The organism is Microbispora sp. KK1-11, from assembly GCF_006874435.1.
Taxonomy (GTDB): Bacteria; Actinomycetota; Actinomycetes; order Streptosporangiales; family Streptosporangiaceae; genus Microbispora; species Microbispora catharanthi.
This window is the reverse complement of record NZ_VIRJ01000002.1, coordinates 320,581-336,061: the sequence shown is the minus strand read 5'-3', so window position 1 is coordinate 336,061 and position 15,481 is coordinate 320,581. Positions and strand designations below refer to the sequence as shown.

Annotated in this window: 12 protein-coding genes and 1 tRNA gene; 1 reads left to right on the top strand and 12 read right to left on the bottom strand. The window is 72.5% G+C overall.

Going from position 1 to position 15,481, the window contains the following annotated elements:
- The first annotated feature begins 61 nt into the window (after positions 1 to 61).
- On the top strand, positions 62 to 1,348 hold the full coding sequence (lat, locus tag FLW16_RS04430; RefSeq protein WP_142557844.1) for an L-lysine 6-transaminase: 1,287 nt from the start codon (positions 62 to 64) through the stop codon (positions 1,346 to 1,348).
- Here lat and FLW16_RS04425 read toward each other — a convergent pair.
- The 12 genes from FLW16_RS04425 to FLW16_RS04370 all read right to left on the bottom strand — a co-directional run bounded on the left by FLW16_RS04425 (position 1,256) and on the right by FLW16_RS04370 (position 15,463).
- Positions 1,256 to 1,567, bottom strand: a complete 312-nt coding sequence (locus FLW16_RS04425) for a LuxR C-terminal-related transcriptional regulator (RefSeq protein WP_142557842.1) — start codon at positions 1,565 to 1,567, stop codon at positions 1,256 to 1,258. The genes lat and FLW16_RS04425 overlap by 93 nt on opposite strands.
- A 111-nt stretch (positions 1,568 to 1,678) precedes the next feature.
- Positions 1,679 to 3,988: a penicillin acylase family protein gene (locus tag FLW16_RS04420; RefSeq protein WP_142557840.1), complete on the bottom strand. Its 2,310-nt coding sequence runs from the start codon at positions 3,986 to 3,988 to the stop codon at positions 1,679 to 1,681.
- 7 nt (positions 3,989 to 3,995) lie between these two features.
- Entirely contained in the window at positions 3,996 to 6,242 is a 2,247-nt protein-coding gene (locus tag FLW16_RS04415; RefSeq protein ID WP_142557838.1) for an FtsX-like permease family protein, read from the bottom strand.
- Complete coding sequence (locus FLW16_RS04410) at positions 6,239 to 6,919, bottom strand: ABC transporter ATP-binding protein (RefSeq protein ID WP_142557836.1); 681 nt, start codon at positions 6,917 to 6,919, stop codon at positions 6,239 to 6,241. The genes FLW16_RS04415 and FLW16_RS04410 overlap by 4 nt, the downstream gene beginning before the upstream one ends.
- Complete coding sequence (locus FLW16_RS04405) at positions 6,916 to 7,440, bottom strand: PadR family transcriptional regulator (protein ID WP_161628069.1); 525 nt, start codon at positions 7,438 to 7,440, stop codon at positions 6,916 to 6,918. The genes FLW16_RS04410 and FLW16_RS04405 overlap by 4 nt, the downstream gene beginning before the upstream one ends.
- 91 nt (positions 7,441 to 7,531) lie before the next feature.
- Positions 7,532 to 7,607 (bottom strand) — tRNA-His (locus FLW16_RS04400).
- Between the two features lie 84 nt (positions 7,608 to 7,691).
- Positions 7,692 to 8,288: an oligoribonuclease gene (orn, locus tag FLW16_RS04395; RefSeq protein ID WP_142557833.1), complete on the bottom strand. Its 597-nt coding sequence runs from the start codon at positions 8,286 to 8,288 to the stop codon at positions 7,692 to 7,694.
- 34 nt (positions 8,289 to 8,322) lie between these two features.
- Positions 8,323 to 9,342 (bottom strand): DUF2510 domain-containing protein, encoded by a 1,020-nt coding sequence (locus FLW16_RS04390; RefSeq protein WP_142557831.1) that lies wholly within the window; start codon positions 9,340 to 9,342, stop codon positions 8,323 to 8,325.
- A gap of 19 nt (positions 9,343 to 9,361) precedes the next feature.
- Positions 9,362 to 10,696: a hypothetical protein gene (locus FLW16_RS04385; protein WP_142557828.1), complete on the bottom strand. Its 1,335-nt coding sequence runs from the start codon at positions 10,694 to 10,696 to the stop codon at positions 9,362 to 9,364.
- A gap of 92 nt (positions 10,697 to 10,788) precedes the next feature.
- The gene (locus FLW16_RS04380; protein WP_260614879.1) at positions 10,789 to 12,357 is read right to left on the bottom strand and encodes a serine/threonine protein kinase; all 1,569 of its coding nucleotides are present in this window, start codon (positions 12,355 to 12,357) and stop codon (positions 10,789 to 10,791) included.
- 124 nt (positions 12,358 to 12,481) lie between these two features.
- Entirely contained in the window at positions 12,482 to 14,755 is a 2,274-nt protein-coding gene (locus tag FLW16_RS04375) for a serine/threonine-protein kinase (protein WP_185949248.1), read from the bottom strand.
- Between the two features lie 60 nt (positions 14,756 to 14,815).
- Positions 14,816 to 15,463, bottom strand: a complete 648-nt coding sequence (locus FLW16_RS04370) for a pyridoxamine 5'-phosphate oxidase family protein (protein ID WP_142557826.1) — start codon at positions 15,461 to 15,463, stop codon at positions 14,816 to 14,818.
- Between the last annotated feature and the right edge of the window lie 18 nt (positions 15,464 to 15,481).

Sequence of the window (15,481 nt, the reverse complement as noted above, 5' to 3'; positions counted from 1 at the left end):
TTCACATAGATGGCCCGATGTGAGGGAATCATCTCGTTTCCCAGCATGACGCGGAGGCGAAATGGACCCCACCACTGTGCACGACGCCCTCGCACGGCACCTGCTCGTCGACGGCTACCGTCTCGTGCTCGACCTGGACAGGAGCGCCGGCTCCTGGCTGGTCGACGCCCGGGACGGCCGGAGGTACCTCGACTTCTACACGTTCTTCGCGTCGTCGCCGCTCGGGGTGAACCCGTTCGCCGACGACCCGGAGTTCGTCGCACTGCTCGGCCGGGTGGCCGCCAACAAGCCGGCCAACTCCGACATGTACACCGTCCACCTCGCCGAGTTCGTGGAGACGTTCCGGCGGGTGCTCGGCGACCCCGAACTGCCGCACCTGTTCTTCGTCGAGGGCGGGTCGGCGGCGGTGGAGAACGCGCTCAAGTGCGCCTTCGACTGGAAGAGCCGCTGGAATGAGGCCCACGGCCGCCACCCCGGCCTCGGCACCCGCGTTCTCCACCTCACCCGGGCCTTCCACGGCCGGGGCGGCTACACGCTCTCGCTCACCAACACCGACCCCGTCAAGACCGACAGGTTCCCCCGGTTCTGCTGGCCGCGCGTCGACGTCCCCGCCATCCACTTCGGGGACGTCGAGCGGGCGGAGGAACGGGCGCTGGCGCAGGCCAGGGAGGCGTTCGAGCGGTTCCGCCACGACATCGCCTGCTTCATCGCGGAGCCGATCCAGGGCGAGGGCGGCGACAACCACATGCGCCCCGAGTTCCTCCAGGCGATGCAGGCGCTCTGCCACGAGTACGAGGCGCTGTTCGTCGTGGACGAGGTGCAGACCGGCGTCGGCCTGACCGGCACCCCCTGGGCGTACCAGCAGCTCGGCCTGGCCCCGGACATCGTGGCCTTCGCGAAAAAGGTCCAGGTCGGCGGCATCATGGCGGGCCGCCGGGTGGACCTCGTGCCCGACAACGTGTTCCGCGTCAGCGGCAGGATCAACTCCACCTGGGGCGGCGGCCTGGTCGACATGGTGCGCTCCCGCCGGATGCTGGAGATCATCGAGCGGGACGCCCTGATCCCGAGGGCGGCCATCCTGGGCGAGAAGCTGCTGGGCGCCCTCCAGAGCCTGGAGGCCGAGGGCCTGGTCGCCAACGCGCGCGGACGCGGGCTGATGTGCGCCTTCGACGTCCCCGACCCCGGCGGGCTGGTCACCCGGCTCAGGGAGGAACGCGCGATCCTGGCCCTGCGCTGCGGCGAGCGGTCCGTACGGCTACGCCCTGCCCTGTCCGTCCAGCCGGACGAGCTTGAGTACGGCCTGGCCGGCCTGCGCGCCGTCCTCGCCGGGGATCTGGCCGGGGGCTGACGGCGCCGGTGGCGCGGGTTCGCCGCGCCAGCGGCAGATGGCCGTCATCCGCGAGTCCACGCCCAGCTTGGCGTAGATGCGGTTGACGTGGTTCTTCACGGTCTTCTCGCTCAGGAACAGCAGCCGCGCGATCTCGCCGTTGGAGTGACCGGTCGCGATCAGCTCCATCACCTCGGCTTCCCGCTTGCTCAGCCCCATTGTGCGGTCGTCGATTCTCATCCGGCCTCCGTAGAAGACGATCAGAGATCGCCGAGGCCCCCGCACGGCGGTTGTGAGGCAGCATAACCCGCAACGTCCACGTTTGGGGAAAAGTGCACTGACTTGCCCGGGTCAATGCCCCCCGTGAATCGTGACGGTTTCGAGGTGCGGATCGGCGGCGATCTCGGCCGCGGTGAAGCGCTCGGTGACCCAGCCGCCGCGCGAGAACAGGGCCGTCTGGTCGGTGTGGTGCGGTGAGGCGGGGTTGGCGGACAGGGAGTAGGTGAGGACGGTCCGCGTGCGGGGGCCGCCGGGGGTGAGCTCGACGGCCATCATGAAGCTGGATCCGGTGTTCACCTCCGGGTAGCGCCCGTCCGTGCCCAGCGGTCCGCCCGTGCGCACCCGGTCGAAGCAGCCCTCTCCTTCGGTGCAGCCGGGAATCGGGATCGAGGAGTAGCTCTGCGCCTGCCCGGGGGTGAGCGTCAGCGGGATCCGGTTGGACCGGAAGTAGAGCGCGGCGTCGGCGAGGGCCTGCCGCACGGCCGGGTCGTCGATCTTCAGCCCGCTCGGGGTGGTCAGCGGGCGGGTGGGATCGAACGGCACCCGCCAGGGGCTGAAGAACGGCTCTCCCGGTTTGGTGGGACGGCCGAGCCGGGTGAAGAACTCGCGCCACAGGACGGCGCCCTCGCCGTCGAGGGTGGCCCGCCCGTCCCACTTCTCCAGGGTCCGGCAGGCCTCGCGCACGTCCGCCCCGGAGCCCGAGGAAGAGCGGTGGGTGCGGCACAGCTTCAGCAGGTCGTCGCGCATGAGCTCGAAGGTGAGGTTGCGCTTGCCGTGCACCGTGGCCTGCAGCGTCTCCAGGGTGAAGCCGGGCGCGCCGAGCCCGTCGGTGCCGGACAGCCGCTGGGCGATCATGTCGAGGCTGACCCGGGGGCGTGGCTCCAGGTCGGTGCCCGTCTCGCCGTACGCCTTGGGATAGCCGGTGAGCGGTTTCGCCGGGTTCGTCATCCAGTAGGTGTTGTTGGAGTTGGCCACGTAGTCGGCGCGGACCAGCCTCGGCTGGCTGCCCGGCCCGAAGATGCCCGGCACGACGGCGTCGCCGTCCCTGCCCCACAGGCACGCGGAGGTCGAGCCGTCCAGGACGTACGCGTCGAGGCCCGGCATCGGCGAGGGCCTGGCGCAGCGCTCCGCTTCGGCGTCGGTGACGTGGGGGACGACCGAGTTGTCGGCGAAGTAGGCGGTCCCGCTCGCGTCGGTGGCGAGGGTGTGGACGAACGGCATCCCCTGATAGGTCCGCTGGGCTGTGCGCAGCTCGTCGAGGCTGCCCGCCCTGGCCATGGCCAGCCACTCGTCGGCCGCCCGCAGGTTGGCGGCGTTCGCGTCGGCCAGCGCGTACGCCGCCTCGTCGGTCTGACCGGCGGCGAGCACCGGGCCGTAGCGGGAGGTGAGGAGCGTGTGACCGGAGACGGTGCCGTCCGGCAGGGTGACCTCCACCTCCTGCTCGCCCATCGGCTCCGCCCGGCCGTCCACCAGGTAGCTGTGGCCGCCCGCGAGCTTCAGCCGGTAGACGGTGAAGCGCTGGGCGTGGGAGACGGTGTGGGTCCAGGCGACCTTGGAGTTGTGACCGATCTGGACGACCGGGGTGCCGTACAGGCTGCCGCCGGAGACGTCGAGCACGCCGGGGATGGTGAGCTGGACCTGGTAGAAGCGGCGGATCCCCTGCCACGGGAAGTGCGGGTCGGCCAGCACCATGCCGCCGTTCCCGCGCGTGGCCTGACGGCCGAGCGCCCACGCGTTGCTGCCCGCCGCCGGCTTGGGCTGTGGTCTCTTGTCTTCTGGGGGCCCTTCGGGTTCGGCGATCCCGGTTATCGCCTCCTTCAGACTGGAGCTCGAGACCATCCGGTCGAGGTCGAGCAGGTTGTTCCACATGTCGGTGGCGGTGATCGGGCCGACCCACGCCTTGCCCCGGCACGTGGGGTCGGGCAGGTTCGCCACGCCGGTGTCCTCCAGGTAGCGGTTGTATCCGGCGACGTAGCCGTCGACCAGGCGGCGCAGTTCGGCGCTCGGGCCGACCGGCGCGGGCCGGGCCAGCAGCCGCCGTACGACGCCGGATTCGGCGACGCTCTTGTAGTAGACGTCGCCGGCGAGGTTCGTGACCGGGCGGACCGGGTCGTCGGACTCGGCCTTCGGGCCGAAGTAGCGGGAGCGTTCGCCGCGCAGCGTCACCACCCAGGAGGCGAGCGTGCACAGGTTGTCCTGGGCGAAGGCGTAGCCGTATCCGAATCCGAGGCCGCCGTAGTCCTTGGCGGTGATGTGCGGGATGCCGTACTCGGTGCGCCGGATCGTGGCCGAGTACCCCTCGTCGGCCGCCTCCGCCGGGGATACGGCCGCGACGGAGGGGGCGAGTAAGGCCAGCGCGATCACGAGGGGTCTGAGCTTCATCGATCTCCTATTCGAAACGCGCGTTGTCGGGCGTGGTCATGCGCCGCAGCAGCGGCAGCGTCGTGAGGATCACCAGGAGGGAGGCGGCCAGGCCGCCGCCGAGGGAGGCGAAGTAGACGGGTCCCGGCATGGCGATCGACGTGCTCTTCATCGCGAGGGCGTCGATGAGCGGCTCGGCCACGCCGAAGCCGGCGCAGGCGGCGAGCGCGGCGGCCAGGAGGAGCGGCAGCGCCGACTCCAGCAGCACCACCGCGGCCAGGGTGCGCGTGGGCGTGCCCGCCAGCCGCAGCAGGGTGAACGGCTGCCTGCGCTCCACCAGCCCGCCGCCGGCCGTCACCACGAGGCCGCAGGCGCCGGCGACCAGGGTGAGCCCGACCATGGCCAGCGCGACGTTCTCCGCCCGGGTGTACAGGTCCGCCCTGACCTGGGCGACCTCGGCGAAGGTCATCGGCGCTTCGACGGTGTGGCCGGCCAGCAGGGTGCGCAGCCGCTCCAGTGTCGCGGGATCGCGCGTGATGATCATTACGGCCGCCAGGTCGAGCCCGTCGGTGTCGGCGGGCGGGCTGGCCGGGCCCGCCAGCGGAAGGAGTCTGTCGACGGTGAGGGGGTTGTCGGCGCCGATGATGCGGGCGAAGTTGCCCGCCACGGCCCGAGCGCCCCTGCCGTCGGTGTTCACAGGGCAGCGGCCGAGCACGGGGAAGCGGGCCAGATCGGAGCACTCGACGACGTACGGCGCGGGCGGCGGGCCGTCGGGCCGCGGGGGAGTCTTTTCCATGGCAGCCCTGGCGTAGATCGGCAGCACGTCCACGCCCGGGCGGGCGTGCAGCCGGTCGAGCAGCTCCGTCCCCGCCCGCGGTGACAGGCCGGAGACGCCCGGCCGGTCGAACCTGGCGCCCAGAACGTCGTTGAGCATGCCCCCGGCCACCTTCTGCTGGCCGGCGACCACCGTCGGCACGAGGGCCGCGATCGTCGTCCCGATGAACACCGCGAGCACCAGCCCGCTCACCGACCTGAAGGCGGTCTTCGGATCGGCGGCCAGGCGCCGCGCGGCCAGCAGCGTCGCCCCGCCCCGGGTCAGCCGGGCGGCCAGGCGTGCGGCGACCATGGTCAGCCAGGGTCCGGCCAGCATCAGCCCGACCATGACCAGCGCGAGCGCGACGACGGCGAGCAGATCGTCGGGCTTGCCGTTCCGGTACACCGGGCCCGCGAACATCCCCAGTCCCGCCAGCAGCGGGATCACCCGCCACGCTCGCGGCGGGGACCCGACGGTCTTCCTCGCCACGCCGAGCGGCGAGATCCGCACCCGGCGCAGCGACCACAGGGCGGCGCAGGCCGCCACGACCGGCACGCCGCCGAGCACGGCCACGTACTGCCAGGCATGCGGGGCGACCAGTTCAGGGAAGAACCGGGCACCGGTGATCCGCACCTCGGCCACGGCCGGCCGTACGAGCTGGAAGATCGCGAGGCCGGCCAGCGCGCCGGCCAGCGCGCCCAGGGCTGCGTCCACCGTCGCGAGCACGTTGATCTGCCGCGTGGTGGCTCCGACCAGGCGGATCGCGGCGAAGCGGGTCTCGCGGCGAGCCGCGGCCAGCCGGGTGGCGGTGCCGACGAGCACCAGCAACGGGACGATCAGCCCGACGGCGGCGACGCCGAAGCCGAACCGGTAGACGTCCGCGCTGTCGTCTAACGCGGGCACGGTGGAGACCGCGGAGACCGCGGAGACCGTGTCGACCTGCCTGGCGCCGGGCATGGCGGCGACCTCATCCGGCGTCCGTCCTAGCACGATGACCAGCTCGTCGGGTCCGGACAGCGCCGCGTCGCCGATCAGCCCGGCGCGCGTGCCGGGGAAGCGGGCGGCCAGTTCCTCAGGCGGCGCCGAGTCCAGCAGCCCGGCCAGCGCGGGCGAGGCGTAATACTGCCCAGGGCCGGGCATGCGGGACAGGCCGGGGACGACCGGCGCCCGCGTGCCGAGCGCGGCGGCGTCGAGCCTCTTGATCGTCCGGCCCGCGTAGAAGTCCTCGTGGTAGTTCCACAGCGCGCCGTCGGCCGTCGCGTCGAGCGCCCAGCCGCTGGGCGCCGAGCCGGTCGTGCACTCCCAGCAGGGACGGCCGTCGGTGGCCTGGAAGGCGTTGAACAGCGACAGCGTGGCCAGCAGCACCACGACGCCGGCCGTCACCCCGACGACGATCAGCGCCAGTCTGGCCGCCGCCTCCCTGCCGCTGCTCAGCGACAGCCGCAGGCCCAGCCGGATCATCGGACCGCCCCGGTCGTGTACGGGTCGGAGACACGGCCGTCGCGCACCACGACCTCCCTGTCGGCGCACGCGGCCACTCTGGCGTCGTGGGTCACCACGATCACGGTGGCGCCCTCCTCGCGGGCCAGGCCCACCAGCAGGTCCATCACGTGCTCGCCGGTGAGCGTGTCCAGCGCGCCGGTCGGCTCGTCGGCGAACACCACCCGCGGCCGCGTCACCAGCGCCCTCGCGATCGCCACGCGCTGCGCCTGCCCGCCGGACAGCTCCCCGGTGCGCCGCCCGCCCAGGTCGGCCAGCTCCAGCCGCTCCAGCCATTCGGCCGCCCGCCGCTCGGCGTGCTTTCTCCTGGTGCGACCCAGCAGCAGCGGCAGCATCACGTTGTCGGCCGCGGTCAGCTCCGGCACGAGCTGGCCGAACTGGAAGACGAAGCCGAAGGCGGTGCGCCGCAGCTCGCTGCGACGGCCGTCGTCCAGGGTGTCCAGGCGGCGTCCGTCGAACCAGACCTCGCCGCTGTCCGGCGTGAAGATGCCGGCCAGGCAGTGCAGCAGCGTCGACTTGCCGGACCCGCTGGGACCCATGATCGCCACGACCTCGCCCGCGGCCACCGACAGGTTCGCCTCCCGCAGCGCGGGCGTGCTGCCGTAGGAGCGGCTGACCTCCCGAGCCTCGATGATCACGAGGCGCGCACCATCTCGGCCAGGGCCCCCAGCCGGGCCTGGGTGACGTCGATCCACCGCAGGTCCGCCTCCAGGTGGAACATGGCGTGGTCGGCCAGCAGGGCGTCGGTCAGGGGGCCGCCGCGCTTGACCTCCGTCAGCTCCCGCATGCGCCGCATGTGCGTGGCGCGTTGCGCGTCCAGATAGCCGGCCGCGTCACGGCCCAGCATCAGCGCCAGCACGACCTTGGTGAACAGCACAGTCTGCAGGTACGGCTCGGCCGCGACCGGCTCGGCCAGCCACGTGGCGACCTCCTGCCTGCCCAGGGGCGTGATCGCGTAGCGCTTGCGGTCCGGCCCGTCGCCCGGTTCGCTCTGCCCGGTGACCTTGCCGTCCCTGGCCAGGCGGCCGAGCGTGGAGTACACCTGCCCGAAGGGCAGCGGCCTGCCCCGGCCGAAGAAGGCGTCGTAGTCGCGTTTCAGGTCGTATCCGTGGCTCGGCTCCCGTTCCAGCAGGCCGAGCAACGCGAGGGGAACGGTCATGGTCGCGACTATACATCGAGTGTATATACGGAGGTGATAATCGGTCATGGAAAAGCGAACGGCCGGTCCGTCGGGACCGGCCGTTCGCCATTGGGGTGAGTGATGGGACTTGAACCCACGACATCCAGGACCACAACCTGGCGCTCTGCCAGCTGAGCTACACCCACCATGTCCGCCGTTCGAGGCGTACGAAGAAAGTGTAGCGGTATTTCGGAGTCCTCCGCGCCCTCAATACCGCTCGCCCTCCGCCGTCAGGACCCGGAGACGGCCTCCGCGACCTCGCGGGCGGTGGCGGAGTCGGGGCCGGGCTGCGGCACGAACACCGCGGCGCGGTAGTAGCGCAGCTCCCGGATGCTCTCGGTGATGTCGGCCAGCGCGCGGTGCCCGCCCTGCTTCTCAGGGGAGGCGAAGTAGACCCGGGGATACCAGCGGCGGGCCAGCTCCTTGATCGACGAGACGTCGACCATCCGGTAGTGCAGGAACGTGTCCACCAGCGGCATGTCCCTGGCGATGAACGCGCGGTCGGTCGCGATGGAGTTGCCGCACAGCGGCGCCTTCTTGGCCTCGGGCACGTGGGAGCGGATGTAGTCGAGCACGACGGCCTCGGCCTCCGCCAGGGTCACCCCCGTCGCGAGCGCCCGCAGCAGTCCCGAGGCCGTGTGCATCTCCCGCACGACCTCGGACATCTGCTCCAGCGTCTCGGCGGGGGGCTTGATGACGACGTCCACGCCCTCATCCAGCTGGTTCAGCTCGCCGTCGGTGACGATACAGGCCACCTCGATGAGCGCGTCACGGCCGAGGTCGAGCCCGGTCATCTCACAGTCGATCCAGACCAGCGGGTCAGTCATGGCTCAAGAGTAATGCTGAAGGGTAATGGGGACGTCACTGAGATTGAAGCGAGTCCTCCAGGCGCTTGATGACCGACTGGTCCAGGTTGTCCGGCACCGAGACGTACAGCATCGCGGGACGGGCGTTCTGGCCTCGGTCCACGAGGATGATCGCGCCCTTCTCCTTCTTCCACTTCAGGTTGTTGGCCTCGGCGACCTTGGTGAAGTCCATCTCGAACTCGACGACCCAGCCCTGCTTGCCGCTCACGGTCAGCGCCTCGTTGCGCAGGATCTTGCGCTCGTGCTGGATGCCGTACCAGCCCTGGTCGTAGGTGAGCAGCAGCCCTTGCGCGAGCTGCCCGAAGCTCTGCGCGCCGCTGTAGGGGAAGATCTGGGGCACCTCGGCCGTGTAGACGCTGCCCACCCAGTCGCTGCCCCTGCCGTCGTAGTTCGACTGGGACGTCGCCTGGCAGCCGCTCGTCCACACCGGCCTCGTCGGATCGGCCGGGTTGTTGATGTCCTTCGACTCCGGCACCTGCCACTTGTCGCCCGGGTAGGCGTACGACAGGCCGGTGACCGGGTCCTTGATCCGGTCACCGGACGGCTGGGGGAGCTGGGGCAGCGGCGCGGTGGACTGCTGCGGCTCCTGCTCGGGCGGCACGGTCTGGTCGAGCTGTGGCGCCGTCGCGGTGGTGTCCGGCCGGGCGAGGGCCGTGCCGGCGCGATCGCGCAGGACGATGACCGCGCCGCCGATGACCAGCGCGAGCACCACCACCGCCGCGATGCCGCCCACGATCCACGGCCAGACCGGCGCCGTACGCCGCGGCGCGCCGAACTCGGGCATCGGAAGCTGCGCCGTCTGGTTCTGAGGCCCCCACTGGGGCTGTGTCCACTGTGGGGCCTGCTGAGCGGCCTGCTGCGGGGCCTGATGAGGGGCCTGATGGGAGGCCTGGGGCGGCGCCCCGGCCTCCTGCCCGGGAGCGTGGGTGGCGTCGGTCCACTGGGTGCCGTCCCACCAACGGAGGAGAGGGGAGCCGTACGGGTCCGGATACCAGCCGGCGGGGGTCGTCGTCATGCGCGCCACACTAATGAAATCAGCATTTGTAGGTGAAACTTGCCTTGTCCTGGATCGCCTTTCCGGTCGTCGTGGGCGACAGGACGCGCAGCGTGGCCGTGCCCTTGAACGATCCCGATCCGGTCACCTTCCAGTGCAGGGGGAGGTCCACCGACGTGTCTCCCGAGGAGATGCGCTGCTCCTCCTCCAGCGGCTCGCGGCCGTCGCTGCGGATCCAGAGGTAGCGGATCGTCCCGGCCTCGCCGTTGGTCGTGACGAGGCCGACGAAGTCGGCCTGGCCGTAGCAGCGCACCGTCTTCTTGGGCGCCTTGACGTCGACGTCGCTCACCGCGAGCGGCGCGCCGGGCGTCTGGCGCAGCCACAGGATCACCGCCGCGATCAGGATCGCCAGCAGCAACGTCCCCGCCCACGCCGTCGTGCGCTTGCGGCGCCGCCGGGGAGCCGGACCGCCGGCGTGGGTGGCCGTGATGGCGTCGGAGGTCCGCCCGGCCCGCCAGATCTGGGCGGCCGTGGTCTCGGTCGGGACCCCGGGCCCGAACCGCATCATCACGTCGCCGGGACCGTCCGCCGCGTTCGGCAGGTCGAGCAGGGTCACCGCCTCCCCGCCGGAAGCGCCGGCCGCCGCGCCGGCGGGGAGTCCGGGGGACACGGGCGCGGCGAGGCCGTGAGCCGCGTGGGCCAGCCGTTCCCTGCCCATGCCGGGGAACGCGCCGCGCTCGGCGAGCAGGGTGTCTCGCGCGGCGGCCAGCCCATGGGCCGCGGCGGCGGACGCGCGCCGCAGCGCCGCCGCGGCGGGTCCCTGACCGCAGTTCGCGGCCAGCGCGCCGGCGAGCGCGGCCCAGGCCGCCACATCCTGCTCCGTGGACGCGTGCTCGCCCCGCAGCGCCCGCAGCAGGCCGCGCTCGGCCAGCAGCGCCGAGCCGTTCTCCCCGATCACGATGGTCCCGGCATGCAGCGCGCCGTGGGCCAGCCCGGCGGCGTGCACGGCGAGCAGCGCCTGCGCGGTCTCCAGGAGCACGGTCGCCGCGCCGCCCGGGTCCAGGCGGCCGGCGGCCATCAGGTCGGCGACGGCCGGTGTCGCCCGTGCGGTGATCAGCCAGACCTCGTCACGCGCGGCCACCAGGTCGATCACGGGCAGCAGCCCGATCGGCCCGCCTCCGTGCAGGCGCACGTCGGCGCCGACCGCCTCGACGAGCCGTTCGCGTGCCTGGGCCGTCGCGACGGCCTGGGGATCGAACCGCAGCACACCGGACGGCCGCCCGTCGGGGGAGACGGCGTCCGCCCAGGTGCCGACCTCGCTGGGCCGGGTGCGGCCGGTGAGCCGGTGCCCCGCGACCGTCGCGCCTTCTCGCATCTACCGCCGCCTTCGGTGCCGTCCGCGTATGCGTCCCACGGCCAGTGTGGCGGGAACGAGGCCGGTCGTCACCAGGGCGGCGGTAAGCGCGCTCATCGGATCTCCGGCGGCGAACTGGACGAGAGCGTCAGCGTCGGCCGGTCATCGGGGGTGCTGGGCTGCGTCGTCGGCTGGGTCGGCTGGCTCGACGGCTGGGTGGAGGGCTGCGTCGTGGGCCGGGTGGTGGGCCGTGTCGTGGGCGGCCTGCTGGTCTGGATGGGGCTGGGCCGCGTGGTCGTCTGCGGGTTGCCGCGCGGGTCCACCGTGACCGAGTCGTCCGAGGGCACGGGCTTGGGCGAAGGCCTCGGCTTCGGGGTGCGCCTGATGGTCGGGGTGGGCTTCGGCTTCGCGGTCGCCGAGGGGCTGGGCCGGGGGGTCGCCTGGCGGGTCGCGCTGGGCCGCGCGGCCGGCGTCGGCGAGGCGCTCGGCTCGGGGCTGGCGGCCTCCGGGGTGGTGGCCGCAGGGGCGGGAGTGGCGTCCTCCGGCTCCTCGGTGGGGTCGTCGCCGGAGTCGTCCTCCACCTCGATGGACGAGGGATCGACCGCGGGCGGGCTCGACGTCTCGATCGTCGTCCCGGCCTGCAGGGTCGTGCCGCTGCTCACGGTCTGGACCAGCGCCACCGTTCCGCCGGCGATCACGACCATCCCGGCCAGGGTCAGGCCGATCTTCATGCGGGTCTGGCTCAGCAGCCCGCCGAGCTTCGTCTCGGCCAGCGCGGTGCCGGTCTCGGGGGCGTTCTCCTTCAGCGGGAAGAACGGCACGAGCAGCCCGGCGAGCGCCGCGAGCCGGCGCCGTCCGCGCTCCTCCCAGGCCGGGCCGTACGCGCCCGCCGCGACGGTCTCGAGCTCCCGCACGAACTCCTCGGCCGACGCGAACCGGTCCTCCGGCCGCTTGGCCATGCCCCGCTCCACGAGGTCGCGCAGCGGGGGCGGCACCTCGTCGACCGGAGGAGGGGTCGCCTGGTGCTGGCGGGCCAGCGCGGCCATGTTCTGCGCCCGGAACGGCCGTCCGCCGGTGAGGCACTCGAAGAAGACGACCGTGGCGGCGTAGACGTCGCTCGCCGGTCCGGCCTTCCCGCCCGACCACTGCTCCGGCGCCATGTACGGCGGGGTCCCGGCCGCCCTGACCCCCTCGCCGGTCTGCGCCGCGATGCCGAAGTCGACGAGCTTGCTGGTGCCGTCGGCCTCGACCATGACGTTCTCGGGCTTGTAGTCGCGGTGGACGACGCCGATGGAGTGCGCCGAGGCCAGACCGAGCAGCGAGCCCTTGAGCACGGTGAGCGCGGCCTCGGGACCGGTCGGGCCCTCGGAGCGGAGCATCGCGCGCAGCGAGACGCCGTCGATGAGCTCCATGACGATGGCGGCGCCGCGCGCGGTCTCGACGTACTCGTAGAAGCGCGCCGCGTGAGGGTTGGGGTCCATGGCGGCGAGCAGGCGCGCCTCGTGCCGGAACCGGGCGACGAAGTGCAGGTCCGCCATCATCTCGTCGGACAGGTACTTGATCGCCACCGGGATGTCGTCGGCGTCGTGCCGCGCGAGCATCACTCGCCCGGCGCCCCCCGTGCCGAGTTCACGAATCTCCGTATAGCCGGGGACGCGCCAGGCGCCCGTCTGGCCGTGCATAACGGTCTGTCTCCTCATCGCCTGGGGCCCCCGCCAAATGACGAGACCGTAGCTTAGTGACGACCTTGCGAGTGCGATGAAAAGTCACGACTTAGTCAGACTGAGTTGTCAGTGATTGTCGGGGTCATTTGACGCACGGGTCCGTCTGCCGGGTGATGGTGGAGGCGCCGCCCGCCGCGGCCGGGGAGGTCGACGCGGTCACGCCGTAGGAGTCGCAGGGCCGGCGGGAGTAGGTGTACGAGGCCGTGACGGTATAGCCGGTCTTGCCCGACAGGCTGAAGGTCCGGGTGGCGACCGTGGAGCCACCGGTCGTCCAGGCGAGGTCCAACCGCACCGCCGAGGTGTCGCCCGCGGTGACGGCGATGGTGGCCGTGGCCGTCGTCCCGCTTATGGCCAGCCTCTGCACGCGTACCTGGCCGACGGAGGCGGGGCAGGTCACCGCGACCGAACGCGACGCGGTGCCGCCCGGGGCCGCCGGATCGGTCGAGGCGCCGAACGTGACGCTCTCGCCGCAGGGGCGGCGCGAGAAGGTGTACGACAGCGTCCGCGTGTAGGTCCTCGCCCCGGACAGACGGACGGTCTTCGTTCCGCCGCCCGCGGAGGGCGCGGAGAACCGGCCGGTGAGGTCCACCGGGCCGGTGCCGTCGGTGGTCACCGTCACGGTGGCCGTCACGGTGGCCGTCGCGACCCCGGCCGAGGACACGACCGGTGTGCCGGCCTTCAGCCCGGTGACCGAGGTCAGGCACGGCGGCGCCTTCGCCGTGGCCTCGCGGGCGCCGCCCGGCGCGGCCGGGCCGGTGGTCACGCGCATGCCCCAGGTGCCCGAGCAGACGTTGCCGAGGTCGCCGGAGACGGTGCGGGTGTAGGACGTCGCGCCGCTGAGGGTGAGCGTGCGGGTGGCGGTCACGGCGCCGTTGGCGGTGAAGCGCACGGTCAGGGTCACCTTGCCCGGCCCGCTCGTCCTGACGGTGACCGTTCCGGCGCCGGTCGCGCCGTCCTTGCCGGCTCCGGCCTTGTACGACAGCCCGCCGACGTCCAGGCCGGCGACCTTGACCGGCGAGGGAGAGGACGACGGCTTCACCGAGGGCGTCGGAGACGGTCTCGGAGAAGGTTGGGGAGAAGACTTGGGAGAGGGCTTGACCGTGGGCGCCGGGGTGGGCGCCGGAGTGGGCGCCGGGGACGGGCTCCGCACGGGGTGCGGCGTCTCGTGCGGGGTTTCTTTCTGCGTCTCTTTCGGCGTCTCTTTCTGCGTCTCCTCGGGGACGACCGGCGACGCGGACGCCGTGGCAGGCACACCCGTGTTCCCCGCGCCTGTGTTCCCCGCCCCCGTGTTCCCCACGCTCGTGTCCTGCGACGCCGCGACGGTGCGCGTCCCGGCCGAGCCGAGGGCGTACGCGCCGATGCCGCCGCCCGCGACCACCATCAGCACGGCCCCGGCGGTGAGCAGGACACCCCTGCTCCTCAGCGATCGCAACGTCGTGGTGAACAGCGAGGTGCCGGCCTCGGGGGGACGTGTCCGGTTCAGCGGGAACGTCGCGGCCAGGGTGGCGGCGAGCACGGCCAGCCTGCGGCGGCCCCGCTCCTCCCATGCCGGGCCGTACGCCGCCACGGCGGCCCGCTCCAGCTCGGAGACGAACGCGGTCGCGCTCGCCGGCCGTAGCGCGGGGTCCTTCGCCATGCCGCGCGCGACCAGGTGCCGCAGTGGCTCGGGGACATCCTCGACCGGCACGGGCGCCGTCTGGTGCATGTGCCGGAGGACGGCGTGCTCGGTGGCCCGGTACGGCCGGTGCCCGGTCAGGCACTCGAAGAAGACCGCGGTCGCGGCGTACACGTCGGACGCCGGCGAGGCGGCCGTGCCCGTCCACTGCTCGGGGGCCATGTACGGCGGGGTGCCGGCCGGGGAGCCGAGGGCTCCTCCGGCTCGCACGGCGATGCCGAAGTCGGCGAGCTTACTCGTCCCGTCGGGGGTGACCAGCACGTTCTCGGGCTTGTAGTCGCGGTGGACGACGCCGGTCGCGTGCGCCGAGGCCAGGCCGAGCAGGGAGCCCTTGAGGACGGCGAGCGCGGCCTCGGCACCGGTGGGGCCCTGCTCGCGCAGCAGCGCCCGCAGGGTGGGGCCGTCGACCAGTTCCATGACGATCGCGGCGCCCCGCCCGGTCTCCAGGTATTCATAGAGCCGCACCACGTGCGGGTCGTCCAGCTCGACGAGCAGGCGGGCCTCCTGCCGGAAACGGGCGACGAACTCCTCGTCCCGGCGCAGGTCCTCCGACAGGTACTTGATCGCCACAGGGGCGCCGGACCACTCGTGGACGGCGAGGACGACGCGGCCGCCGCCTCCCGCGCCCAGCTCACGCGTCACCGTGTAACCGGGCACATTCCAGTGCTCGGCGGAACTCATGCGGCCTCCCTGGCTGATGTAAGGTCGGCCGCAGTGTCGGTGAAACCGCTTGCAATCCGCTTACAGTCGCGGCTGACGGTTCCTGACGTGCGGGGGAACCGGGATGCCGGGCGCGAGGCGCGGGTCGGGCTCGGGAGCGCCCCACGACACGGTGAGCGGCAGCACGCCCGCCCAGACGGGCAGGTCGTAGTCCTCCTCGTCGTCCTTCGGCGGCCCCTGCCGGACCTTCACCGACGCCTCCCCCAGGGACAGGGCGACCACGGCCGTGGCGGCCATCTCCTTGCGGTCCGGCAGGCGTACGGCGTCCCACTGCCCGGGGGCGAGCTGCTCGGTGATGGCCCGCAGGCCGGCCAGCCGTTCCTCGGGGTCGTCCACCATCCGGGCGAGGCCGTAGACCATGGCGGACCGGTAGTTCACGGAGTGGTGGAAGGCGGAGCGCGCCAGCACGACGCCGTCGAGGTGGGTCACGGTGACGCAGACCGGGGTGCCGAGCGCGGCCCGCAGCGAGGTCGCGCCGGTGGAGCCGTGCAGGTAGAGGGTGTCGCCGATCCGCCCATAGCCGGTGGGGATCACCATGGGGGACCCACCGGCCAGCACGCCGAGATGACAGATGAGGCCGGCGTCCAGGACCGCGTACAGGTCGGCGCGGTCGGTGCGGGCGCGGTCTTTCGACCGCCTAAGGGTTGTACGGGCGGTTGTGGAGAGCATGTCCGATACGTTAGGTCG